The sequence below is a fragment of the Myroides sp. C4067 genome, from assembly GCF_038039665.1.
Lineage (GTDB): Bacteria > Bacteroidota > Bacteroidia > Flavobacteriales > Flavobacteriaceae > Flavobacterium > Flavobacterium odoratimimum.
Genome location: NZ_JBBPHJ010000009.1, coordinates 65,568 through 88,667, shown reverse-complemented (window position 1 = coordinate 88,667; position 23,100 = coordinate 65,568). Strand labels below are relative to the sequence as shown.

The following is a 23,100-nucleotide window of genomic DNA, read 5'->3' as shown; positions in this document are numbered from 1 at the left end:
TATTTTTTCTGATTAGGTCTACTTGTTATACTTCTTAGCGATACGCATTTCTATAGCCAAACTCACAAGAGTCAACAATACTAATGGCAAGGTCACTAATAACTTTTCGCTAGTAATATTCAATACGATATACAAAATTACACAAACTAAAGTTAACAACTGAAGTAACTTAGCTATCTTGACATTCTTTCTTATAAAAGGTAAGATTAAGAATATAGGACTACACAGTAGCACTGTATTATTACTTAACAGTTCGCCATGAAGAGAGTAAAACCCTACGACAAAGAAGAAAATACCTAACAGCCCTAAGATGACAAAATACACACTTCTAACGCCTCTCTGAGTCATTAGTCCTGCTAACACTAAAACGACAAGACTAAAGAACCACATAGAGTTCACACTTATACCTGATTTCTCCGTAGATACTTCTGGCTCAAAAACAGTCACTGTCTCAGGAACCAAAGGTTTTCCGTTGACTTTAGTCTCTGCTAACCCTTGCATAAACTTATCTGGTAAGAACAGTAAAGTAGAATGAGCATCTACCTTAGAACCGAATATTAAATTAATTCCTAGCATCTCGAAGTATCTCTTGTTCAGATACGAGTTTAAGATGGTTCTATAAGTAGCTGTATTTCCTTCTACATCTACTTTCACAGGTGTAGCTATACTACTATTAATAATATCCACTACCTTAGTAGTACAGTTCTGATCTATAAACTTATAGACATAGAACTTATTCTCTTCTTCTAAGGATTCGTTCAGTTTTTGCCATATCTCTTCTTTTTGAGTTGGCGTCAAGTCTAATGCTTGTTCATACACTGCTCTATTATCATATACATAACTCCCAATGAAGTTTCTATACGTAGAATAATCTGCGTAGTATAAAAGATCTCCCTTTACGAACTTTCCATAAAAATTAGGTGTTCTAAAATCAAACATTCCATAATTATATACCCTATCTATCCCCTCAAAAGGATCACTTACGCGTATCGCTGTATGCCCGAATAGTGAATACAACTCATCTCCCGTACCACAAGTAAGTACACTTATCTCTGCTCTATCAGAGAGTGGTCGTTCTTTAGAGAAAGCCATCTGCACTACAAAAAGGCAGAAAAGCAGATATATCATTTTCTTTGTCATCTATTCTTCTTGATTTATAACTAAGCGTTCTATTTGCTCTTTACAAAAATACTTTACTAATCTTTGATTTACAATAAAAACATACACTCTAAACTATTTATGAATAACCTTCTTGTACCACAGTTAAAACGGAGCTTCTCATCTGCTACTGCTCCTCTCATCTTCCTATCTTCTTCGCAAGAACTAAATTATATCAACACAATACCTCTATGATAACTCCGTTAAAACTAACTATAAAACGGACTCACTACGGACTCATAACGGACTCACTACGGACTCAATGCAACTAAAACCATGTTAATCTGGCTATAAGTACAATACTAGATATAACCTCTTCTATCCTTTAATTAACTTGATCCAATGTAGTCTGTTCTCTACTTATCAAATATATTAATTATCTAATAAACGTTTAGTTACCTAAATAGAGTACATCAAATAATAAAACATCTATAAAGATAAATGGCATTATCTAAAGTAATCCTTATAAACACTATAAAAATTAGTAACTTTATGATACATTTGTATCAATAAATACAAGTAAACCGTTATAGAGTTTATATAAACAAACAAATTTCAGTTATGAAAAAACACATTCCTAATGCTATCACTTTATTAAACTTACTTTCAGGATTAATTGCGTTAGTGTATGCATTTGATGATAATATACACATGGCTTTCTTATGGGTATGTATAGGAATCTTTTTTGACTATTGGGACGGCTTTGTAGCACGTATCCTTAATGTAAAAAGTGAAATGGGATTACAGTTAGACTCACTAGCCGATATGGTGACTAGTGGAGTAGTTCCAGGATTAGTAGTTTATAAAATGCTAGCTAATATTCAAGAAAACCAAGAGATCTATAACCTTACCCCTGAGACCTACTATATGGGAGTAGTTCCATACTTAGGGTTTATCATCACATTAGGAGCTGCGTATAGATTAGCCAAATTTAATATCGATACTAGACAGACTGATTCGTTTATCGGATTACCTACACCAGGTAATGCTCTATTCATCTTAAGTATCCCGATGATTATCTCTACGACTAAATCAGAAGAGATTATCTCATTATTAAGCAATCCTTACTTATTAGTAGTGATCAGTATCTTAAGTGCTATTATCATGAATGCAGAACTTCCATTGTTCTCATTAAAAATCAAGCCTAATAATCTAGGAACTTATAAACTTCAGATAGGATTTATGCTACTATCATTAGTACTACTAGCTACCCTATTATATCTAGCTATACCTATTATTATACTAGTATATATCTTACTATCTATCATCATGAACATGACAAAAAAGCAAACTGTTAACTAAAAATAAGAAACGCTATCTCTCCAGATAGCGTTTTTCATTTGGTCTATATCTAAAAAGTGTACTATTTCATCCTTATGACTATGTTGCCCCTTTTTTATACCAATTCTTTATTGAATAATTATTATTCTCATTTATACAACTATCCAAAACAGCAATAATCACAATATGAGCAATTGACTATAAAACAGTCACTTTACCTCTAAAACACTAGTCATTGGCACACTTATTGAAAACTTTATTACAAACTTTTTTTTCATACTACTTTTTTGCCCTATACACCTTACCCCCTTTGTATAGGGCTTTTTTTATTGTTTTTTTTACACCATAGAACCAAGGTTAGCATCATCATGTTTTCCTTCTTCATGAAGCGTTAACTCATCACAGAATACTATTTTCTCATTTTCTATTACAAAAGTTGCAATTACTTTTACCTTACTCACAGAGCCATCATTTCTATATACTGAAACACTGTGATTAGTAAAAACAAGATTTCCCTCTTCTGCCATATAATTAAAGGTAATAGACAGTCTCTCGGTTACCTCTTTTAATTTTTTAATATGATTACTAAAAATGGTGTAGTCTAGTCTCTTTCCATCAACACATTGGATATAATCAGTAGAAAAATAGGTAGCTATCACTTCTGGACGATACTGAGGACTCTCTAATAGATTTACAAAACAGTCTTTTATCAATTCTTTATTGGTCATATTTCATTTTTTAAATTACAAATACGAAAGTAAAACACTGTCTAAAGAAGCACGATAACAATTGTTATCAAATAAAACTTTTATAAAGACACTATACCTAAAGTGACAACTAACACATATGGAGTGTTGTCCTATAGCTAACTTCTTTATAATACTATCCATATAAAAGTCTATTCTCTCAGAATATAGCAAAGAAAAAGTATAATGTCTTACATTATCAATATTGATGAACGAGATATAACCACTTCTTGTAATTTATCTTCTTTAAAAAAAGAATATTATAATAGATGAAGTTCTCTATAATGTGTAATTATTTCATTTTTAAATAATTATTATATAAAAAATCAAATCAAAAAAGAAGAATACTAAAATACACTATTCGTAATTAAACTAAATAATCTGGCTATTCATTGTATTATTTAAAATAATTAAATAAATTTAGCAAAAAAATAACAACAATATGTTTGAAAATATAGATCCAACTATTATAACATTTTCCATTTATTTAGTGGTTGTGTTAGGAATAGGTGTAATTGCGTATTTACGCACAAAGGACTTTTCTGACTACATCTTAGGAGGACGTAGTTTTGGTCCAGTAGTAACAGCTTTATCAGCAGGAGCATCAGATATGTCTGGATGGCTACTAATGGGATTGCCAGGTGCTATTTTTGGTAAAGGTTTATCTCAGAGCTGGATTGCGATCGGTTTAATTATCGGTGCATACTACAACTGGAAGTTAGTAGCTGGTCGTCTGCGTGTACACACAGAAATCAATAATAATGCACTGACATTACCAGACTTCTTCCACAACAGATTTGGAAAAGATGGTCAATTAGTAAAAACAGTATCTGCTGTAACTATCCTAATCTTCTTCACGATATACTGTGCGTCTGGTATGGTAGCTGGTGCTAGATTATTCGAAACGCTATTCCACATGGAGTATATCAATGCGTTATATCTAGGGGCTTTAGCTACGATAGCGTATACCTTCATCGGTGGATTCTTAGCAGTAAGCTGGAGTGATACGATTCAGGCTACTTTAATGCTATTTGCGTTAATCTTGACTCCTGTGATGATTATCCTATATATGGGAGGATGGGATGCTATCACTACTTATACGAACGAAGCTGCTATTGCTACTAATATTTCGTATTCAAGTCTAACACATAATGTAAGCTTTATCGCTATTATTAGTGCTGCTGCATGGGGACTTGGGTACTTCGGACAGCCACATATCTTAGCACGCTTTATGGCTGCTGATAGCGTGAAGACAATGAAGAATGCTAGACGTATAGGAATGTCATGGATGACATTATGTCTAGGAGGAGCTGTAACGATAGGTTATCTAGGAATTAGCTACTACTATAAACATCCAGAAATAGCTAGTGTAGTAAACAAAGACAATGAAATGATCTTCATAGAGCTAATCAAACAATTATTTAACCCTTGGGTAGTAGGTGTCTTACTTTCGGCTATTCTAGCTGCAGTAATGAGTACATTAAGTGCGCAGCTATTAATGTCTTCTAGTACACTTACACAAGACTTCTACAAAGCTTACTTCAGAAGAAGTGCTAGCCAAAAAGAGCTAGTGTGGACAGGAAGGTTTGCTGTACTACTAATCTCTTTAATCGCAATCATAATCGCATACGATCCAGATAGTAAAATTCTTGCTTTGGTAGCACATGCTTGGGCTGGTTTTGGAGCTGCATTTGGTCCTGCTATCTTATTCACTCTATTCTGGAGAAAAACAACAGGTATGGGAACTTTCGCAGGAGTATTAGTAGGAGCGGTAACTGTAATCGTATGGCCTATTCTATTCGGAGATACGGTATACGAAATCATTCCAGGATTCTTATTTAGTTCGATTGCGATCTACTTAGTATCTAACTATGGAAAACAAGCGTCTACTGAAATGATAGAGAAGTTTGACACTGCTGATGCTTTATATCACAAAGAAAAGTAATTAGATAAAATATATTTATTACAACCTAAACTCTAGGTATATAACAACGATAAAAGATGTTATATACCTAGAGTTTTTTGTTTATCCCAGAATCAGCAATAGGCAGATAAACGAAAAGTAATTATACAAGATAGGTCTGAATTAGCGATTTCAGCATACTATAGTATGGTTATAGAGCTAATGAAAGAGCTATGAAGTAGAATTGCTTTGTAGTATTTGGCTAATGTTGATTCTGGGGTTATATGAACAACATAAGATTAACATTGTACAAGAAAATGTAAACCAATAACTTTGCACCTCATAAAAACGATAATACGTGTCTAGATTTAATTCACACCCTATATACAATACTCAGTTTATACTAGTATGTTTAAGTTCTTTACTATTCTCTGCTAGTTTTAATATGCTTATACCTGAGCTACCTGATTACCTATCAGGACTAGGTGGAGCAGAATACAAAGGGCTAATCATCGGTCTATTTACAATCACTGCAGGTATCTCTAGACCCTTTAGTGGTAAACTAACAGATAAGATAGGTCGTGTGCCTATCATGGCTATAGGCTCGATAGTATGTTTTGTGTGTAGCTTATTATACCCTATTCTTACTACAGTATCCGGCTTTTTATTCTTGCGATTATTACATGGATTCTCTACAGGGTTCAAGCCTACAGCTACGGCAGCTTATGTAGCTGATATCGTACCTAAAGAGCGATGGGGAGAAGCATTAGGACTACACGGCATTAGCTTTAGTACAGGTATGGCTATAGGCCCAGCCATCGGTAGTACCATAAAGATGTACACCTCTATAGACTTTCTATTCTATACTTCATCTGCTTTTGCTCTACTTTCTATCGTGATCTTAATGAACATGAAAGAGACCTTACAAGTAAAAGAAAAGTTCTCTTTTAAATTACTAAAAATATCAGGCAAGGACATCTTTGACTTAGGGGTATTCCCTGCAGCTTTTGTGACTTTTATGTCTTACATCGCTTATGGAGTTATTCTTACGCTAATCCCTGACTGGACTGGACATTTAGGCTTAGAGAATAAAGGGATTTTCTTTATGATTTTTACTATTTCTTCTCTACTAGTAAGATTTGTCGCAGGTAAAGTATCTGACAAATATGGACGTGTCTTAATCATCAATATTGGATTAGTACTTCTGATTATCTCACTAGCTATTATAGCATTCTACGAATCTACTAATGGGCTATACCTAGGTGCATTTATATACGGTATCTCTTTAGGTATCTTATCTCCAGCATTAAATGCCTGGACAATAGACTTCAGTCAACCTGATCAGAGAGGGCGTGCTGTATCTACTATGTACATCGCTCTAGAGGCTGGTGTCGGTGGAGGTGCTTTCTTAGCAGGGTGGTATTATAAAGATAATATCACTAATATCCCTACCATTATGTATGCTAGTGCAGTAGTTATTATCTTGAGTTTAGTCTATATGATGTTTAGAAAACAACTTTCCTTCACAAGTAAGGAATAAGGAAATACTACTTCTTTAAGATTAATTTGACTAGGTGTTGTAACACAGGTATAACCTCCTGTTCAAACCATCTATTCTTTGCTTTCCAGATATTATTTCTCGGAGAAGGATGAGGTAATGGAAAATAAGTAGGTAAATACTCGTGGAAGTTATTTACATTCTCTGTCAGTGAATCATTAGTCTTTAAATAATAATCTTGAGCGTATTTTCCGATTAACAAAATAAGCTTCACAGAAGTTAATTGGTCTAACAACTGAGCATGCCATGTGGGAGCACATATTTTCTTAGGAGGTAAGTCACCATTCTTTCCTTTGCCTGGATAACAAAACCCCATAGGAATAATAGAGAAGTTAGCCGTATCGTAGAACTCCTCTTCTGTCACTCCTAGCCATTGACGCAGTTGTTCGCCACTTTTATCTTTAAAAGGAATACCTGATAGATGTACTTTTAATCCAGGTGCTTGACCTATAATAATGATTTTTGACTGTACACTAGATAATACCACAGGATTCGCTCCTAGAGATAGTTCTTCTTCACATATCTTACAAGCCTTAATATCACTTAATAACTCATCAAAACAATCCATACCTTCTTCTATTTACTGTCCTATTAAATATCGATGTGGGGTAATACCTGCGTGCTTTTTAAAAAACTCTATAAACGCACTATCTGACGAAAACTCCAATACATCTGCTACCTCTGAGATAGTCATATCCTCAGCCAACAACTCCAGAGAGCGGTAATACTTCCATTGCAATCTCCAATCTTGATAAACCATCCCTGTTTCTTTCTTAAAGATACGAGAAATAGTCTTCTCGCTAGCCCCTACCTCTTGGGTTAAGTCCTTGAGAAATGGAGGAACTCTTTTCTCCATAATAAACTGTCGAATAGTATCTTTTAGTCTCGTATCTTCGGGTATCTTCAGATGATAATCTTCTATATGGGCTGCGTTTAATTCATTGCTAAACACCTTAACTATAGCAAACTGCTCATCAGTATAAGTCTTCCATTCCCAAAAACATATTCGTTCTATCAACTGCTCTAATAGAGGGTTGACCTCTAATACTTTGATTGTATCAGCTGTCCACAACTGCTCTTTCGCAGTAAAGTAGATAGAACGATAAGCAACTACATTTCTAAAGAACACGCGATGAGATAACCTTGCAGGTATAATCAACATACGTGTAGGTGGTAGAATCACCTGTGTATCATCAGTCAATAGAGTCATACATCCACTAGGTGCATAGAGAAGTTGCTGGTGTTCATCGTGCTGATGAAAACCAGAATCATGCTGAACTAAATCAGATGCTAAACCTATAACAGGTAAGTCTATTTGTTCTGGATGAAATTCTTGTTCTGAATGCAGATATGCCATTTGTCTTTAAACCGGTATTTAATGAGTTTATAGTATTATAAAGGTACTACAAATTCTAAAGACCTTTGTCAAAAATTAAAAACAATGAAGACAAAAAACAGTTTAGCGCTAATGATTGTACTGATGATGTTCCCCCAATTCGTGGAGACCATCTACAGTCCTGCCTTAACGCATTTAGCTAAAGCATTTGATGTAACGAAGGAGACTACATTGCTAACGATAAGTATTTACTTTATAGCCTTTGCACTTGGAGTTATCTTTTGGGGAATATTAAGTGATTATATCGGTAGAAGAAAAGCGATGTTAAGTGGGTTAATAACGTACACCCTCGCTTCTGTACTAGCCTTGCTTGCCACTAATTTTGAAACAATACTTATCGCAAGGTTTATTGCTGCATTTGGGATAGCCGTAGGATCGGTGATTACACAAACGATGATGAGAGACAGTTATACTGGAGTAGATCTAGCTAAAGTATTTTCTATTATGGGAATCGCCTTATCAGTAAGCCCTGTTATAGGATTACTAATGGGAGGAATTCTATCCAATCAATTTGGCTATTGGGGAGTATTCACAGTACTAGCAACGTTGGCAATACTACTATTCAGCACATCCTTCTTCTCCTTAAAAGAAACTAAACAACATACTGACAAGATTACCTTAGATAAAATAATAGCCTTAGCTAAGACGATGTACACTGACTCTCTATTGTGGAAATATGCTTTGTTAGTCATGGCTTACAATGTTCTTCTTTTTAGTTATTACTCATTTGCTCCTTTTATATTTGAACAAGAAGGATTAAGCCCAACAGTATATGGATATAGTGGTATTGTACTAGCGGCAGGTTCTTTTATAGGAAGCTCTCTAAACAAGAAATTACTAGAGAGAGGATATTTACCCATTACCTTAATGAAGATTGCAGCAACTATAGCTATTGTGAATGCTTTAGTGTTAATTCTAATAGGAAATACGCTTTACTTTCTAATCCCGATGGTATTTATTGTAACTGCATTCGGGATAGCGATTCCTAATATCCTTAGTCAAGCCTTACTACAATACAAATCGTCCATAGGTACAGCTAGTGCTTTATTCGGATTATTGTATTATATCTTGATTGGTACAGGTTTATACATTAGTAGTACTATGCCTAATATCACTGTCGTAATGATTAGTTTTGCTGCTATAGCGATCTTAGTTTCATTACTTATTAAAAACAAAAAGACGACTTTATAGCCTTGCTATAAAGTCGTCTTTCACTTTCTTAATTCTTCTTGACATACCCCATTCCTCTAGAGACAGGCCATACTTCTTTAAAACCATAATGCTCATATAACTTATAAGCTTCACCATCTGCTATTAAGTTTACATAGCATGACTCTGGTAGATTATCATTAATAAATTCTGTCAATGTAGTCATTACTAACTTACCTAACCCTTGTCCTTGGTACTCTGGTAATACACAAATATCCACTACCTGACAATGACACCCTCCATCACCTACTAATCTTCCCATCCCTACGAACTTATCATTATTCTCTGTATCTAGTATCGACACACAGCATAGAGAATTAGCAAGACCAATCACAGCTGCCATAATTCTCTTTTCAGATAAACCACAGGTTGTACGCATATTAATATAATCCTCTGGTTCTATTATATCATAACAAATCTTATATCTCATATCTTCTTTAATCTTTTTAGATAAACAAATATATAATTGCTGTTATTCTCTTCCTAATCGTTTGATTAGAATGTGATAAATTGTAGCAATACAATGACTAAATGAATTACTCAAATGATAATCTACAAAAAAAGGACAGTACGAATACTGTCCTTTATAATTATTTATCTTCTGATTGTTCTTCCTTCTGTTCTTTAGTTAAAAGGCTTAACTCCACTTGCTCTACTGAATTGCGATACATCTTAAGTATTTTTCCTTCGTAGTCATCAAGTCTTATAATATCTCCTACTTTAAACTCGTCATCAGGACACTCTTCACTGATTAAACCTGCAAGTGTATCATAGTGTTCACTTTCTTCAAACTTAACAGGTACTAGTCTATTAATATCTGATAAATTATAATGTGCACTAACTACATATCTACCTTCTCCCATACTCTGTACTACAGGTTCTTCATTGTCATATTCATCTTGGATCTCTCCTACCAATTCCTCTAGAATATCTTCCATAGTCACAATACCTGTAAACTCTCCTACTTCATTGGTAGCAATAGCCATCTGTAGGTGTTTTGCTTGGAATTGTTTTAATACATTTTTAATAAGTGCATTCTCAGAGATATAAATAGGTTCACGTAGTAATGAAGCTAGATCAGTGTTACTCTTATCTTGAATCATTGCTTTCATCAAGTCTTTTGTATAAATAACACCTTTAATATTATCTAAGTTATCTTCATATACTGGAAAACGAGAATATCCTTCATTGATTGCATAATCGATAGCCTCTATTACACTTGTATTAATCTCGATAGCTGAGACATTTTTACGTAGGCTTTGAATATTATTTACACGTCTGTCATCAAAGTCGAATACATTCTGAATCAGAACACGCTCTGTTTCTTCAATAGCTCCTCCTTCTTGACTCTCAGTAATAATCATCTTAAGCTCTTCTTCTGTATGAATATCAGCTCCGTGAATTGGGCTAATACCTACAATACGCAATATACCATTAGCTAAACCGTTCATCAACCAAATAATAGGTCTAAATACGAAATAGAATATACGCAATGGAAGTGCTATAGTAAATGTCGTCTTCGTTGGGAAGTGAATAGCTAGTGATTTAGGTGCTAATTCACCAAAAACAATATGTAATATTGTGATAATAGCAAAGGCTACTGGAAAAGAAACACTTTTAGCTACACCATACCATTCAGGTCCAGTGAAACCAAAGATTTCAAACAAATACATAATAACAGGTGTTAATGAGCTTTCTCCAACCCATCCTAACCCTAGTGAAGCAAGGGTAATACCTAATTGTGTAGCTGCTAAATATGCATCAAGATTAGAAACAATATTCTTAGCAATACCTGCTACTTTAGAATTTAGTTCTTGATGAACTTCTATTTGAGAAGTACGAACTTTCACAATTGCAAACTCTGCTGCAACGAAAAAACCGTTTAAGAAAACTAAAAATAAAGTAAGTAATAATTTACCTACTGAAATCTCTTCGTGTACAATGTTAGAACCAGCCAACATTGTAATGATCTGGGCGTATGTATCCATTTTAAGAATTAAAAAAAGCCAATGGTTAAATATTTTTTAATGGCTTAAGGTTTATATCATTGTGATATAAATCTCGTATCAAAATTAATAATTTAATTGACACAGTATCTATCAATATTTACTAATTTTTAAAAAATATCACAATGCTTATAAATATAGTCAACTTTGCACTAATGTTATAGTACAAATCGAAACTCACTTAACAAAATAAATGCGATTAGCTCTTTTTTTACATCTTTTACATCGAGTCTTTATCAAAATGAAAAGGCAAGATATTTACTAACGAAGGAGAGTAACACACTTTACCTTCTGCTCCCATAAAGAACATTTCTATAGCAGAGTCTTGTTTTGTCTCATATTCCAAAATACTTTGTCTACACGCTCCACATGGAGGGATTGGAGTACTCGTAACTTTTAAATCTGATGATGCAGAAATAGCTATCTTCAAGATTCTCTGATCTGGATAATTAGCCCCAACATAAAAGATAGCTGTACGCTCAGCGCATAATCCTGATGGGAAAGCCGCATTCTCTTGATTAGACCCCACTACGATAGTTCCGTCTTCTAATAAGATAGCTGCACCTACTCTAAACTTAGAATAAGGAGCATAAGCCTTCTTTCTCACTTCTACAGCCCTATTCATTAACTCTTGATCTTTTTGTTCTAATTCTGCTATTGAATCATATTCTAAGAACGTTGTTACGATTTCAATTTTTTTCATAATCCTTGACTATTAGAGATAAAAAATCCAAACGCATCTTATTGGGGATGGTTTGGATTCAATACAAATATACTATTTTTTTTAACCTCTTCGATAAGTTTTTCTACCTAAATCGAATGTTAATGAGAATCTCAGTGTATTCTCCATTGGGTTATTTATTTTTGATGTTGAAAATAAATACGATAGATCTATAGCCATCATATTATATTTAAAGCCTGCTCCTAAAGTTGCATACTGTCTAGCTCCTTTTTCTGGGCTTTCGTGGAAGTATCCTGTTCTAAAAGCAAATTTATTGTCATACCAATATTCTGCTCCTAAAGACCACGCTACTTCTTTCAGCTCTTCACTAAATCCATTAGGCGCATCTCCAAATGATTTAAACACTCCTTTAAGCCATCCAGTATCGTTATACTCGATTAACGCTTCTGGATCATTTCTATATTCTGGTGGTGTTGGTACTAATAACTTATTAAGTTCTCCTGAGATAGTTAATGTATTCTGTTGATCAATAATAAAATCAAAACTACCTCCTAACTTTAAGTTTGCAGGAAGAAAAGAACCATACTGCTCATCTTCATATTTTATCTTAGGCCCTAAGTTTTGAATATTAAACCCAGCTCTCCATCTACCATCGAAAGTACTAAATCTAATTACATCTGATTCATAGAAACCTGCTATATCTACAGCTACTTGACTCGCCATAGAGTTAGATCCATCTAGTTCTGGCATTCTAAGATTAGAGTTGATGAAACGTCCCACTACTGCCATACCAAAGCGGTCACTTAATTTCAATGAATAAGAAATATCCACAGCGAACTCATTAGGCTTTTTTATAATAGGGCTCGATTGATTATTATCTCTAAATTCCATTTCCCCCATTCCAAAATAACGCAAACTTGCTCCAATAGCACTACGTTCGTTGAATTTATTAAAATAGGTTAATTGACCTAAAGCCATATCGCTACTAATTTTAGACATATAAGGGCTATAGTTTACAGAAAATCCTTGTGCTTGCGTAGCAAATGCATACTTCGCGGCATTGTGTTGTTGAGAAAACACATCACTAGAAGTCGCAACCCCGATGTCTCCCATCCCTGATGATCTCGCATCTCCAGATATTAATAAGAAAGGTACTCCAGTAGTTATAGGTCTTACTACTTTCTGAGCGTATATAAACTGCCCCGCTAAAACAGTAAGAAATAAGGCTGTAACTTTTTTCATCTTTATTTTTTTAAGATTCACAAATATAATCTTTTTAACATTACTAAAATCTGACTCTAGCTATTATTATAACTTATAAAAACAACAATTATTATTTTGATCTTCATTATAAACGAAATATATACCTTACTCTACAAGAAACTTTGACCATCAACATTTTAATTCTTTTTCACGTATCTTATACAAAGTAAACTTAATACTATTTTTACTCAAACTAAGGGCTATTCCTTGTATAATTCAAAGATATTCACACCCTTTTTATACTATTAAAAGAATCTACTTCTAATTTTTAGTATTAATCTTATTACAATACATTTTTGCATTATAATTACTTAATTAAACATAGAAACAAAAGCAAATTCACAAGAGAGAACAAGCAATCTTCTCCTTATATTGTCAATTATTTTGTATGGCATTTAAGTAATTCGAGCTACATTTGCACTGCGTATAAATTCATGCTTTATACGGAACAATTATTTTTTTGTTAAGCAATACAAAATACTTTTAGACGTTATAAGTGTAATTGCTTATTAAAAAATAAAAATTATTGATACTTTTTCGATTAAATGAAAGTATTCACATTGCTAATTAAACGTTAATTATTAAATTGCGTACAATTTTATATCCATTTATAACGAGATGAAGATTAAAGAACTTTTAAACTTTCGATTACTGGCAGGTATATTAGTTGCTGCTAGTATTACGAGTTGTGGAAATTCAAACAGCAACGTATCAACGGCTACTGGTTGGAAAATCAATGATAGTAAAGGTGGTTTTCAATACAACACCAAATACGAACAACGTACTCCTAAAGGAATGGTTGCTGTAGAAGGAGGTACATTTACAATGGGACGTATACAAGAGGATATCCTTGCTGATTGGAATAATAATCCTAAAGAAATGTACGTACAATCGTTTTATATGGATGAAACAGAAACTACCAATATTATGTATAATGAATACTTATACTGGTTGCGTACTGTATATCCTCAAAACAATGAATTATATCAAGAGATTTATAAAAGTGCTATTCCTGATACGACAGTATGGAGAGGTCCTTCTGGGTTCAACGAATCACTTATCACTAGCTACTTAAGACACCCTGCTTATGCTAACTATCCTGTAGTGGGTGTTACTTGGGTGCAAGCAAATGACTATGCTAAATGGAGAACTGACCGTGTTAACGAATTAGCGCTAGAAAAAGCAGGTTATTTAAAGAAAGATGCTAAAATTCTTGAAGCAGGATCTGATGCTCACTTTAGCACAGATACTTACCTTATTTCTCCAGAGTCTGTTTATGGAGGGAATAGCGATATCGCTTATAAAGGAAAAGGAAACAAAGCACAAGAAGGTGATCGCAACTTATACGCTACTCAAAACTCTGGTTTATTCACTTCACAATTTAGACTTCCTACAGAAGCTGAATGGGAATACGCTGCTATAGGATTAGTAGGTAACAGAGAGTACAACAACTATAAAGGGCGTAAAAAATATCCTTGGGATAAAAGCAGCAAACGCAAAAAAGGAAAACCAATCGTTCAGAATACTAAATACGCTAACTATAAACAAGGTCGTGGTGACTATGGTGGTATAGCGGGGTGGTCTACTGACAATGGTGATATCACTAATGCAGTAAAATCATACCCTCCTAATGATTTCGGTTTATACGACATGTCTGGTAACGTTGCTGAATGGGTAGCTGACGTTTATGACCCAACTATTGATCTAAACGACACTGACTTCAACTTCTATAAAGGAAATGTTTACTATAAAAACAAAATAGGTGCTGATGGTAAAATCGAAATTACAACAAATGAAACTGTGAAGTTTGATACATTAAGCACTGGTAAATTAAGAGTTCGCAATCTACCTGGACAAATTGCTCAAGAAGAATTAGATCCTTCTATATTTGATGACAATATCCAGACAGGTTTAGGTGGTAAAATAAAAGGAGAAGGTCCTAAACCACTTAAAAAGGTTACTCTTTATGATGAGAAATCTCGTGTGATTAAAGGAGGTTCTTGGAAAGATAGAGCATATTGGTTAGACCCTGCTACGAGAAGATTCTTCCCAGAAGACCAAGCTACAGATTATATTGGATTCAGATTAGCAATGACTAAAGTAGGTCCTAAATCAGATAAGCGAAAAACGAAGAATTAACATATTTTAAAATATTCTTTTTTCAAAAGCCCTAATTGTATTAGGGCTTTTTTTTATACTTTTGATTCATGGATATTACTGAAATTTACCAATGTTTTTTACAGTGTGATGGTGTATCTACTGATACTAGAAACATACATCCTAACTCTCTTTTTTTCGCATTAAAAGGAGATAACTTTGATGCTAACGAGTTTGCTCAAGACGCACTTAATAAAGGTGCTGCCTTTGTGATTATGGACAATAAAAAGCTGATTACTGATCCAGCTAAAATGCTTTATGTACCAGATGCCTTAGGAGCTTTACAACAGTTAGCTAAACACCATAGACAACAACTAGGCTTACCTATTATAGCGCTAACAGGTAGTAATGGAAAGACTACTTCTAAAGAACTTATCGCTACAGTACTAAGCAAAAAATATAAAGTAACAGCTACTAAAGGAAACCTAAACAACCATATTGGTGTTCCGCTTACATTACTTTCACTTACAGAAGAGACAGACTTAGGTATTATAGAAATGGGGGCTAACCACAAACAAGAAATAGCTTTCTTATGTGAATTAGCTGATCCTGACTTCGGGTACATTACTAACTTTGGAAAAGCACATTTAGATGGCTTTGGTGGCTTTGAAGGAGTTATTAAAGCTAAAAGCGAATTATACGACTATTTAGAAGATAACTATAAAACAGCTTTTGTCAACTTAGATGACCCTAGACAAGATGCAAAAACAATGACCTTCAGCCGTTATACTTTTGGTACAGATTCTTCTGCTGATATCGTTATTCAACAATTAGAAGCTCAACCTAACGCTACAGTATACTATAAAGGAGAGGTAATTAACTCTAATCTTACAGGAATCTATAACGCAACTAATATAGCTGCTGCATTAACTATCGGCCAATTCTTCAATGTGGATTTAAACGATATTAAAGAAGCCATAGAACACTATATCCCTACTAATAATAGATCACAGTGGATTACTAAAGATAACTCTATGATCTTATTAGATGCTTATAATGCTAATCCTAGTAGTATGGACGCTGTATTGACTAACTTTGATCAACTAAATGATCAACGCGATAAAGTATTCGTCTTAGGAGATATGCTTGAGCTAGGAAAAGAAGGTTATAAAGAGCACAAAGATATCGTGACTAGATTAAGTGATGTCAAAAACAAAACAGCATACTTTATAGGAAGAGAGTTCTTTAAAGCATCTATTAATGTCACACAAGAAGACATACACTTCTTCGAAACGTTTGACTTGTTTAAACAACATATTCTTGACCATTCTAACGAAGTATTTAAGAATAAGCTAATCTTGATTAAAGGATCAAGAGGGATAGCACTAGAAAGAACCTTAGACTTAATATAACAAAAAAGAGCTTAAATAATTATTTAAGCTCTTTTTTATTTATCTTCTTGGCTATCGATTTCCAATCTTGTAATTAACGGGAAGTGATCCGAATTTTTAAACTCTGGATAAGTCTTAAATGACTTGACATGAATACGAGGATCTACGAACACATAGTCAATACGCATCGGATAAGCGAAGTCATACGTCTTACCAAATCCTGTTCCCCCTTCTACGAATGCATCATTTAAATTCCCTCTAATATTCCTATACACATACGAGAATGCACTATTATTCATATCTCCACAGATAATCTTAGGGATAGACACATCATTCATATGAGATTCTATTAACTCGGATTGCATCTGCTGTTCTTTAAATGCCTTTGCTATACGATTAACGATTAGCTTAGACTTAGCCTCATCAATACTCTCGTGGATATCAGGGCTAATACTTATAGATTGCAAGTGAATACTATACACTCTTATTGTATCTTGATCTTTTAGAATATCTGCAAAAATCACATTGTTATTAGAACTAGGTAAGTTAATCTCTCCCTTATCTATAATTCTAAACTTAGAATAAATAGCCTGTCCTGTTTTTATCTTATTCCCATGTGAAGTAATGAATTTATAAGGATATTGGCTGAACTTTATATTTGTATTCTTAGAATATTCTTGAAAGCACAATACATCAGGATCGTGTAGATCTACGAACTCTTTTATCTTATCAGGAACATGCTCATCTGGAATCCAATTAAACAAGTTAAAAAGACGAACATTATAACTCATTAAAGTGAATTCCTTTTCTCCAACTTCCTCATTTCTACCTGAGAACTTATAAAACTTATTAGCGAAAGTAATCCCAAGTACTAGAATTAAAGAAGACAACCATATTTGCCTTTTTAATTGAATTAACCAATAGATAAAGAACGCTAGATTAATAATCAAAAAGAAAGGTAGTACTAGCGTAAACACAGATAATAAAGGAAATAACTTCGGTGCTAAAAAAGGCAAAAAATACCCTACTAATGACATAATCGCCATTAGTATATTGATACCAAATACAAACTTATTAAACCAAGATAGGTTCTTCATATTTTACTCTTTTCCAGCTCTAAACAGAAAGTCTTTCTCTTCTTTAGTAAGGCTTTCATATCCAGATTTACTGATTTTATCTAATATTTTATCTATTTTCTGTTGTCTCTCATCCTTGTTTTCACTGACTGTTGTTTCTCGGCGATTCTCTTTATTATTTACATATACCTTCTTAAAACGAGTTCCTTGATTTCGTTTAAATAGGTTACTTATTTTATCAAAGATAATGCTTAAATCGGTTCCTGCCTCTAACATTTTAATATAGATCAGTCCCATTAGCGCACCACCTAAGTGAGCTAGATGTCCCCCTACGTTACTTGTATTCAACTGGATAACATCTAAAATAATGATAAAAGTAGCGATATGCCACATCTTTACATTTCCGATTAAAGCTAATCGCACTTGCATCATAGGAGCATGCACTGCCACCCCTACTAATGGAGCTATAGTAGCTGCTGAAGCACCTACTAGTATAGACCCTGTCGACATAAACGTTCCTCCTAGCAAGAAGATCACACCACCTAATAAAGCACCTAATAGATACAAAGTTAAAAACTGCTTGTCTGTAAAGAAAGTAGCAAATAATCTTCCTACAAAAAACAAGACAATCATATTAAAAAGAAGGTGAATCACTCCTGCATGTACGAATGAATACGTCAATAACGTCCATGGCTTATACAATAGTGACATAGGATTGCTCCCAAGAGCTAACCATGATAATAAACTAGCGCTAAAGGAAGAAAAGAATACTTGCAACAACATAATGATTACTGAAATACCTACATTCCAGTAAATCAACTTTTGCACAATACCACCAGCTCTATACTGGAACTTCAAATCATCTAATAGCTTACTCATTATCTATCCCAACGGTTATTGTTAAACTGTGTCTTCTTATAATACATCATTAATAAATACCCCATCAATGCTCCCCCTATATGAGCGAAGTGAGCGATACCTCCACCTCCACCGAATAGACTGAAGCTACCTGCAACACCTCCGTATAAATCTATCAATAAAATACCTGGTACAAAATATTTAGCTTTAATAGGCACAGGAATAAACATCATCATTAACTCTGCATTAGGGAACATAAACGCAAAGGCCACTAACAACCCATACACAGCACCTGATGCCCCTACTACAGGCGTATTATATGCAGATAGAAAATTATGTAACTGACCATCTCCTAGTATACCTCCCCATCTTAGATCATACTTTCCTTCTTTTAATAGCGCCATTACATCACTAGCATTATACCCATTATCTGTAAGAGTAGACACAGCAGAATGAACACTAAAATAATTCACTCCTGTATGTAATAGAGCCGCTCCAAATCCACATAGCAAGTAAAAAGTAAGAAACTTCTTACCTCCCCACATCATCTCTAACGTACTACCAAAAGAAAACAAAGCAAACATATTAAACAGAATATGCATGATACTCCCATGCATAAACATATGAGTTAAAGGTTGCCAAACATAGAATGATGGACTTTCAAAATAATACATTGCGAATAACTCTTTGATCGCTGGTATAAACATACTAGCTCCGAAGAAGATTACATTCACTATAATTAAATGCTTTACTGTCTCTGATATTCTCATTATAATGCGAATTTTTTTTCTATATCCTCTACTTTCATCGTTACAAAAGTAGGTTTCATAAAAGGTGATACACTTGGTTCTTGACAAGCGAATAATGAGTTCACAATATTCTCTTGTTCTTCATCATTTAGCACAGTTCCTGTCTTCACAGATAAACTATGTGCTAATGATTTGGCAATGCGGTCACTTTGTCCCATTGCTGTCTTAGGTACTCCATCTTGGAAGTCACTAATCAAATCTTCTAATACGATAGAAGCCTCACTCTCTGATATATTAACAGGCAATCCTGAGATAACCACATAATCTTGTGTCATGTGTTCAAACCCAAAACCAGTCTGTTGTAACATCGGGTATAACTCTCTTAGTATTTCTACCTCATAAGGAGAGTAATACAATGTCAATGGAAATAATAACTGTTGAGAAGAGGCTGTATGATTCTGTATACTCTCCATAAACTTCTCATACAATATACGCTGATGCGCTCTCCCCTGATCGATGATTACCATTCCTGACTTTATCGGACTGACAATGTACTTTCTATTAATCTGGAAGCGTTTCACTCCCGTGATTTCCTCTTGTTTATTTTCGAACAGATTCCCTGTCACAAAATCACTCTCTAATTTTATGCCAGACACATCTAGATCTTCCCCAGAAGAACGAAGTCCTTCATAGAGATTCTCCCATCCTTCTATATTACTCTTAGAAGACAAGGCTCCTTTAGAGAATGAGGATGACGAACTCTTCTTCACAGAAGGTTTATTAAACTTAGATTCTATAACATCTGGTTCTTTATTTACTTTAGATCCCAGTGTGATTTCCTCTTCATATCTATCCTCTACAGTATTATTTCCTTTGCTCTCTAGTACTTCACCTAGATCATCGGTATAACTTAAAGGGCTATGATTACTTTTACTCTCTAACGTCTCACCTAAAGAAATATTTTCTTCCGTATTACTTTTACTTTCTAGGACATCTATAAAGCGGTTATTCTCTATATCATTCCCCTTATTCGTCACCTTATCCCCGAACGGATTCATGGATACATACGTCTCATTATTCTCCAGATCATCTATAAAGCGAGTGTTCTCTATACTACTATCCGTAGCTCCGATAAACATAGCCGCATTATTATCAAATGGATTATATTCAAACTTATCTGACTCTGTAAGTAGCTCTCTGTGAAAAGGGTTAAAGTTTCTATCTACTTCTATAGTAGGAGTTGATGCTTCTTTTCCCTCGAAGTCATACGGAGTATCTAAACTAGCATCTCTCTGAAAATCTAATACCGGCGCTACATTAAACTGTCCAAGACTATGCTTAATGATAGAGCGAAGAATACTGTATAAGGCCTGTTCATCGTCGAACTTTACCTCAGTCTTCGTTGGATGTATATTGATATCTATACTATCTGGTGGTACATTAAAGTAAATGAAATAGCTAGGATGTGTTCCTTCTTTTAAAAGTCCTTCATAAGCCGCCATAATAGCATGGTGTAAATAACCACTTTTAACAAAGCGATCATTCACAAAGAAGAATTGCTCTCCTCTACTCTTTTTAGCAAACTCAGGTTTCCCCACAAATCCTGTTACCTCTACGATCTCTGTATTCTCTTTTATAGGTACTAACTTTTCGTTTGTTCTAGTACCGAATACATTGACTATACGCTGACGAGCATTCGTAGGCAATAGATTAAACACTTCGCTACCATTGTGTATTAAAGAGAAATGTATATTGTGATGCACTAATACGATTCTCTCAAACTCATCAATAATATTTCTAAACTCTACATTATCGGACTTTAAGAAATTGCGTCGTGCGGGTATATTAAAAAATAAATTCTTTACTGAAAATGAAGTCCCTGCAGGAGTAACAGCTACTTCCTGACTCACTAGTTTAGTCCCTTCTATAACGATATGGGTACCTAGCTCAGCCTCATGTGTACGAGTCTTTAACTCCACGTGAGCAATCGCTGCGATAGAAGCCAAAGCCTCTCCTCTAAATCCTTTAGTACTTAGCGCAAATAAATCCTCTGCTTTGGAAATCTTAGAAGTAGCATGACGCTCGAATGACATACGTGCATCGACATCACTCATACCCTTTCCATTATCAATAACCTGTATTAAAGTTTTACCAGCTTCTTTTAGAATCAACTTAATCTCTGTAGCTCCAGCATCGACAGAGTTCTCTATCAATTCCTTAACCACAGACGAAGGGCGTTGTACTACTTCCCCTGCTGCTATCTGATTCGCTACGTGATCTGGTAGTAAACGAATAATATCTGACATCTATTTGCTCCTCTATTATTAATCTAATTGTTTAGATAAATTCCACTTAAAGGACAAATTTAAAGAATTAAAAATTCCTTTACTATTTCTCTATTGTAATTTATTTCTAAAATATAGAGGACACTTTCTGAATTATAGAATTAAACACTACTCACCTCATCCTATGACAACCTTTTTTTAAATACTTATCTAGTAAATAACATTGCTGATAAGCTCTAGAATAATTATGATGATAGTACTTCCACTCCCGTTATCATTCTGAGCGTACGAAGAATCTCATCCTACACATCCCCTCCCCTTGTCATTCTGAGCCTGCGAAGAATCCCATCCTAAAGCTGATGTAGTTGCTCCCTATTCTCCTATGCCCTAGGCATACATTCTTAATTATTAATTACTAATTCTTAATTCCCCCCTTACCTTATTCTTAGAGGAGAATGCTCTGAGAATAAAAGGAGCATCCTTGGATAAACACGCGCTCTCCTCCACTAAATACGGAGTATTGTCCATGTATTGTCGAAGGATCTTAGCAGAACCCCCTATTTATAAGGGTTGAAAGCCTATTCAAGTAAAACACAAATCTGATCCAAAAACAAATAAACAACTACAAATCAATCACTTAATAAAAACACAAGACTAAAAAAAAGCATATACTTTTTTTAATTTAAAACCCAAAAAGAAGGGAAATAGAGGGTAAAGAGTAAAAAAGTAGGATTAGTTCTCTTTAAACCCCTAAAAAAGGTACTGAAATAGATCCATTTTTTAAAAAAGAAGAAAGATTATTTTAGAAAAGAAAAAATATAAAGAAAAGGGGTACTCACTAAACAGTATTAATAGTCTGACATCCCCTCTTACAGAAAAATATAAAACAAAAAAAGAGGATTTCTATTGCTAGAAATCCTCTATCTTATATCCTATAAATAGATTGTGCTTACGCTTTTCTATTTAAATCTATCATTTTTAAAGCTGCGATAGCTGCTTCTGTACCTTTATTTCCGTGTTCTCCACCACTACGAGCAATAGATTGTTCGATATGGTTATCTGTCAGTAGACAGAAGATCACAGGAATATCAGAGATTAAGTTAAGGTCTTTAATACCATGTGTCACTCCTTCGCATACGAAGTCGAAATGCATCGTCTCTCCCTTAATCACACACCCTACTACAATAACTGCATCTAAGGTCTCATCTACTTCTATCATTTTTTTTGCTCCGAAAATTAATTCAAAGCTACCTGGTACATTCCAGCGAACTATGTTTTCAGCTAATAGACCACAGTCTAATAAGGCTGCTTCTGCACCAGAATACAATCCATTAGTGATTTGGTCATTCCATTCTGAAACTACGATACCTACTCTAAAATCTTTCCCGTCAGGAAGTGTAGTTTTATCGTATTCAGATAAGTTTTTATTTGCTGTTGCCATA

The 23,100-nt window shown here is 34.3% G+C and carries 19 protein-coding genes; 6 read left to right on the top strand and 13 right to left on the bottom strand.

The genetic code is table 11. The annotated features are described in order from the left end of the window. Window positions 1–18: 18 nt before the first annotated feature. Window positions 19–1,140 (bottom strand): Lnb N-terminal periplasmic domain-containing protein, encoded by a 1,122-nt coding sequence (locus AABL87_RS08620; RefSeq protein ID WP_006261986.1) that lies wholly within the window; start codon window positions 1,138–1,140, stop codon window positions 19–21. 579 nt (window positions 1,141–1,719) lie between these two features. Here AABL87_RS08620 and AABL87_RS08615 point away from each other — a divergent pair. Then, on the top strand, window positions 1,720–2,460 hold the full coding sequence (locus AABL87_RS08615) for a CDP-alcohol phosphatidyltransferase family protein (RefSeq protein ID WP_006264424.1): 741 nt from the start codon (window positions 1,720–1,722) through the stop codon (window positions 2,458–2,460). Between the two features lie 317 nt (window positions 2,461–2,777). On the opposite strand, the gene AABL87_RS08610 is transcribed toward AABL87_RS08615, so the two are convergent. Then, a complete protein-coding gene (locus AABL87_RS08610) occupies window positions 2,778–3,167 on the bottom strand; it encodes a hypothetical protein (RefSeq protein ID WP_006260265.1) in 390 nt (129 codons plus the stop codon). 460 nt (window positions 3,168–3,627) lie between these two features. Here AABL87_RS08610 and putP point away from each other — a divergent pair, with 460 nt between their 5' ends. After that, window positions 3,628–5,130 (top strand): sodium/proline symporter PutP, encoded by a 1,503-nt coding sequence (gene putP / locus AABL87_RS08605; protein ID WP_006260266.1) that lies wholly within the window; start codon window positions 3,628–3,630, stop codon window positions 5,128–5,130. A gap of 316 nt (window positions 5,131–5,446) precedes the next feature. Further along, window positions 5,447–6,628 carry an MFS transporter gene (locus tag AABL87_RS08600; RefSeq protein WP_341277185.1) on the top strand — a complete coding sequence of 394 codons (1,182 nt, stop codon included), beginning with the start codon at window positions 5,447–5,449 and terminating at the stop codon, window positions 6,626–6,628. Between the two features lie 7 nt (window positions 6,629–6,635). Here the strand turns inward: AABL87_RS08600 and AABL87_RS08595 are convergent, their stop codons facing one another. Together AABL87_RS08595 and AABL87_RS08590 are read right to left on the bottom strand one after the other, a co-directional pair. Further along, window positions 6,636–7,214 (bottom strand): uracil-DNA glycosylase family protein, encoded by a 579-nt coding sequence (locus AABL87_RS08595; protein ID WP_341277184.1) that lies wholly within the window; start codon window positions 7,212–7,214, stop codon window positions 6,636–6,638. Between the two features lie 12 nt (window positions 7,215–7,226). Further along, window positions 7,227–8,003 carry an AraC family transcriptional regulator gene (locus AABL87_RS08590; RefSeq protein WP_006267036.1) on the bottom strand — a complete coding sequence of 259 codons (777 nt, stop codon included), beginning with the start codon at window positions 8,001–8,003 and terminating at the stop codon, window positions 7,227–7,229. An 84-nt stretch (window positions 8,004–8,087) separates the two neighbouring features. Here AABL87_RS08590 and AABL87_RS08585 point away from each other — a divergent pair, with 84 nt between their 5' ends. Next, the gene (locus AABL87_RS08585) at window positions 8,088–9,233 is read left to right on the top strand and encodes a multidrug effflux MFS transporter (protein WP_341277183.1); all 1,146 of its coding nucleotides are present in this window, start codon (window positions 8,088–8,090) and stop codon (window positions 9,231–9,233) included. Window positions 9,234–9,261: 28 nt separating this feature from the next. Here the strand turns inward: AABL87_RS08585 and AABL87_RS08580 are convergent, their stop codons facing one another. The 4 genes from AABL87_RS08580 to porV form a co-directional block, all read right to left on the bottom strand. Beyond that, a complete protein-coding gene (locus AABL87_RS08580) occupies window positions 9,262–9,681 on the bottom strand; it encodes a GNAT family N-acetyltransferase (RefSeq protein WP_006260271.1) in 420 nt (139 codons plus the stop codon). 160 nt (window positions 9,682–9,841) lie between these two features. After that, entirely contained in the window at window positions 9,842–11,239 is a 1,398-nt protein-coding gene (locus AABL87_RS08575) for a hemolysin family protein (RefSeq protein ID WP_006260272.1), read from the bottom strand. 238 nt (window positions 11,240–11,477) lie between these two features. After that, window positions 11,478–11,960, bottom strand: coding sequence for a cytidine deaminase (locus AABL87_RS08570; RefSeq protein WP_006260273.1), 483 nt, complete (start codon window positions 11,958–11,960; stop codon window positions 11,478–11,480). An 81-nt stretch (window positions 11,961–12,041) separates the two neighbouring features. Further along, the gene (gene porV / locus AABL87_RS08565; RefSeq protein ID WP_341277182.1) at window positions 12,042–13,181 is read right to left on the bottom strand and encodes a type IX secretion system outer membrane channel protein PorV; all 1,140 of its coding nucleotides are present in this window, start codon (window positions 13,179–13,181) and stop codon (window positions 12,042–12,044) included. A 639-nt stretch (window positions 13,182–13,820) separates the two neighbouring features. On the opposite strand from porV, the gene gldJ reads away from it, so the two are divergent. Both gldJ and AABL87_RS08555 read left to right on the top strand, forming a co-directional pair. Further along, window positions 13,821–15,341: a gliding motility lipoprotein GldJ gene (gene gldJ, locus AABL87_RS08560; protein ID WP_006261994.1), complete on the top strand. Its 1,521-nt coding sequence runs from the start codon at window positions 13,821–13,823 to the stop codon at window positions 15,339–15,341. A gap of 68 nt (window positions 15,342–15,409) precedes the next feature. Next, complete coding sequence (locus tag AABL87_RS08555) at window positions 15,410–16,711, top strand: UDP-N-acetylmuramoyl-tripeptide--D-alanyl-D-alanine ligase (protein ID WP_341277181.1); 1,302 nt, start codon at window positions 15,410–15,412, stop codon at window positions 16,709–16,711. Between the two features lie 35 nt (window positions 16,712–16,746). Here the strand turns inward: AABL87_RS08555 and AABL87_RS08550 are convergent, their stop codons facing one another. From AABL87_RS08550 to ribH, 5 genes are all read right to left on the bottom strand, one after another. Next, window positions 16,747–17,787, bottom strand: a complete 1,041-nt coding sequence (locus AABL87_RS08550; protein WP_006267029.1) for an endonuclease/exonuclease/phosphatase family protein — start codon at window positions 17,785–17,787, stop codon at window positions 16,747–16,749. A 3-nt stretch (window positions 17,788–17,790) separates the two neighbouring features. After that, window positions 17,791–18,645 carry a rhomboid family intramembrane serine protease gene (locus tag AABL87_RS08545; protein WP_006267028.1) on the bottom strand — a complete coding sequence of 285 codons (855 nt, stop codon included), beginning with the start codon at window positions 18,643–18,645 and terminating at the stop codon, window positions 17,791–17,793. Next, on the bottom strand, window positions 18,645–19,394 hold the full coding sequence (locus AABL87_RS08540; protein WP_006260279.1) for a rhomboid family intramembrane serine protease: 750 nt from the start codon (window positions 19,392–19,394) through the stop codon (window positions 18,645–18,647). Before AABL87_RS08540 ends, AABL87_RS08545 begins: the two co-directional genes overlap by 1 nt. Next, entirely contained in the window at window positions 19,394–21,679 is a 2,286-nt protein-coding gene (mutL, locus tag AABL87_RS08535; RefSeq protein WP_006260283.1) for a DNA mismatch repair endonuclease MutL, read from the bottom strand. Before mutL ends, AABL87_RS08540 begins: the two co-directional genes overlap by 1 nt. A gap of 928 nt (window positions 21,680–22,607) precedes the next feature. Continuing rightward, a complete protein-coding gene (gene ribH / locus AABL87_RS08530; RefSeq protein WP_006260284.1) occupies window positions 22,608–23,099 on the bottom strand; it encodes a 6,7-dimethyl-8-ribityllumazine synthase in 492 nt (163 codons plus the stop codon). Window position 23,100 lies beyond the last annotated feature (1 nt).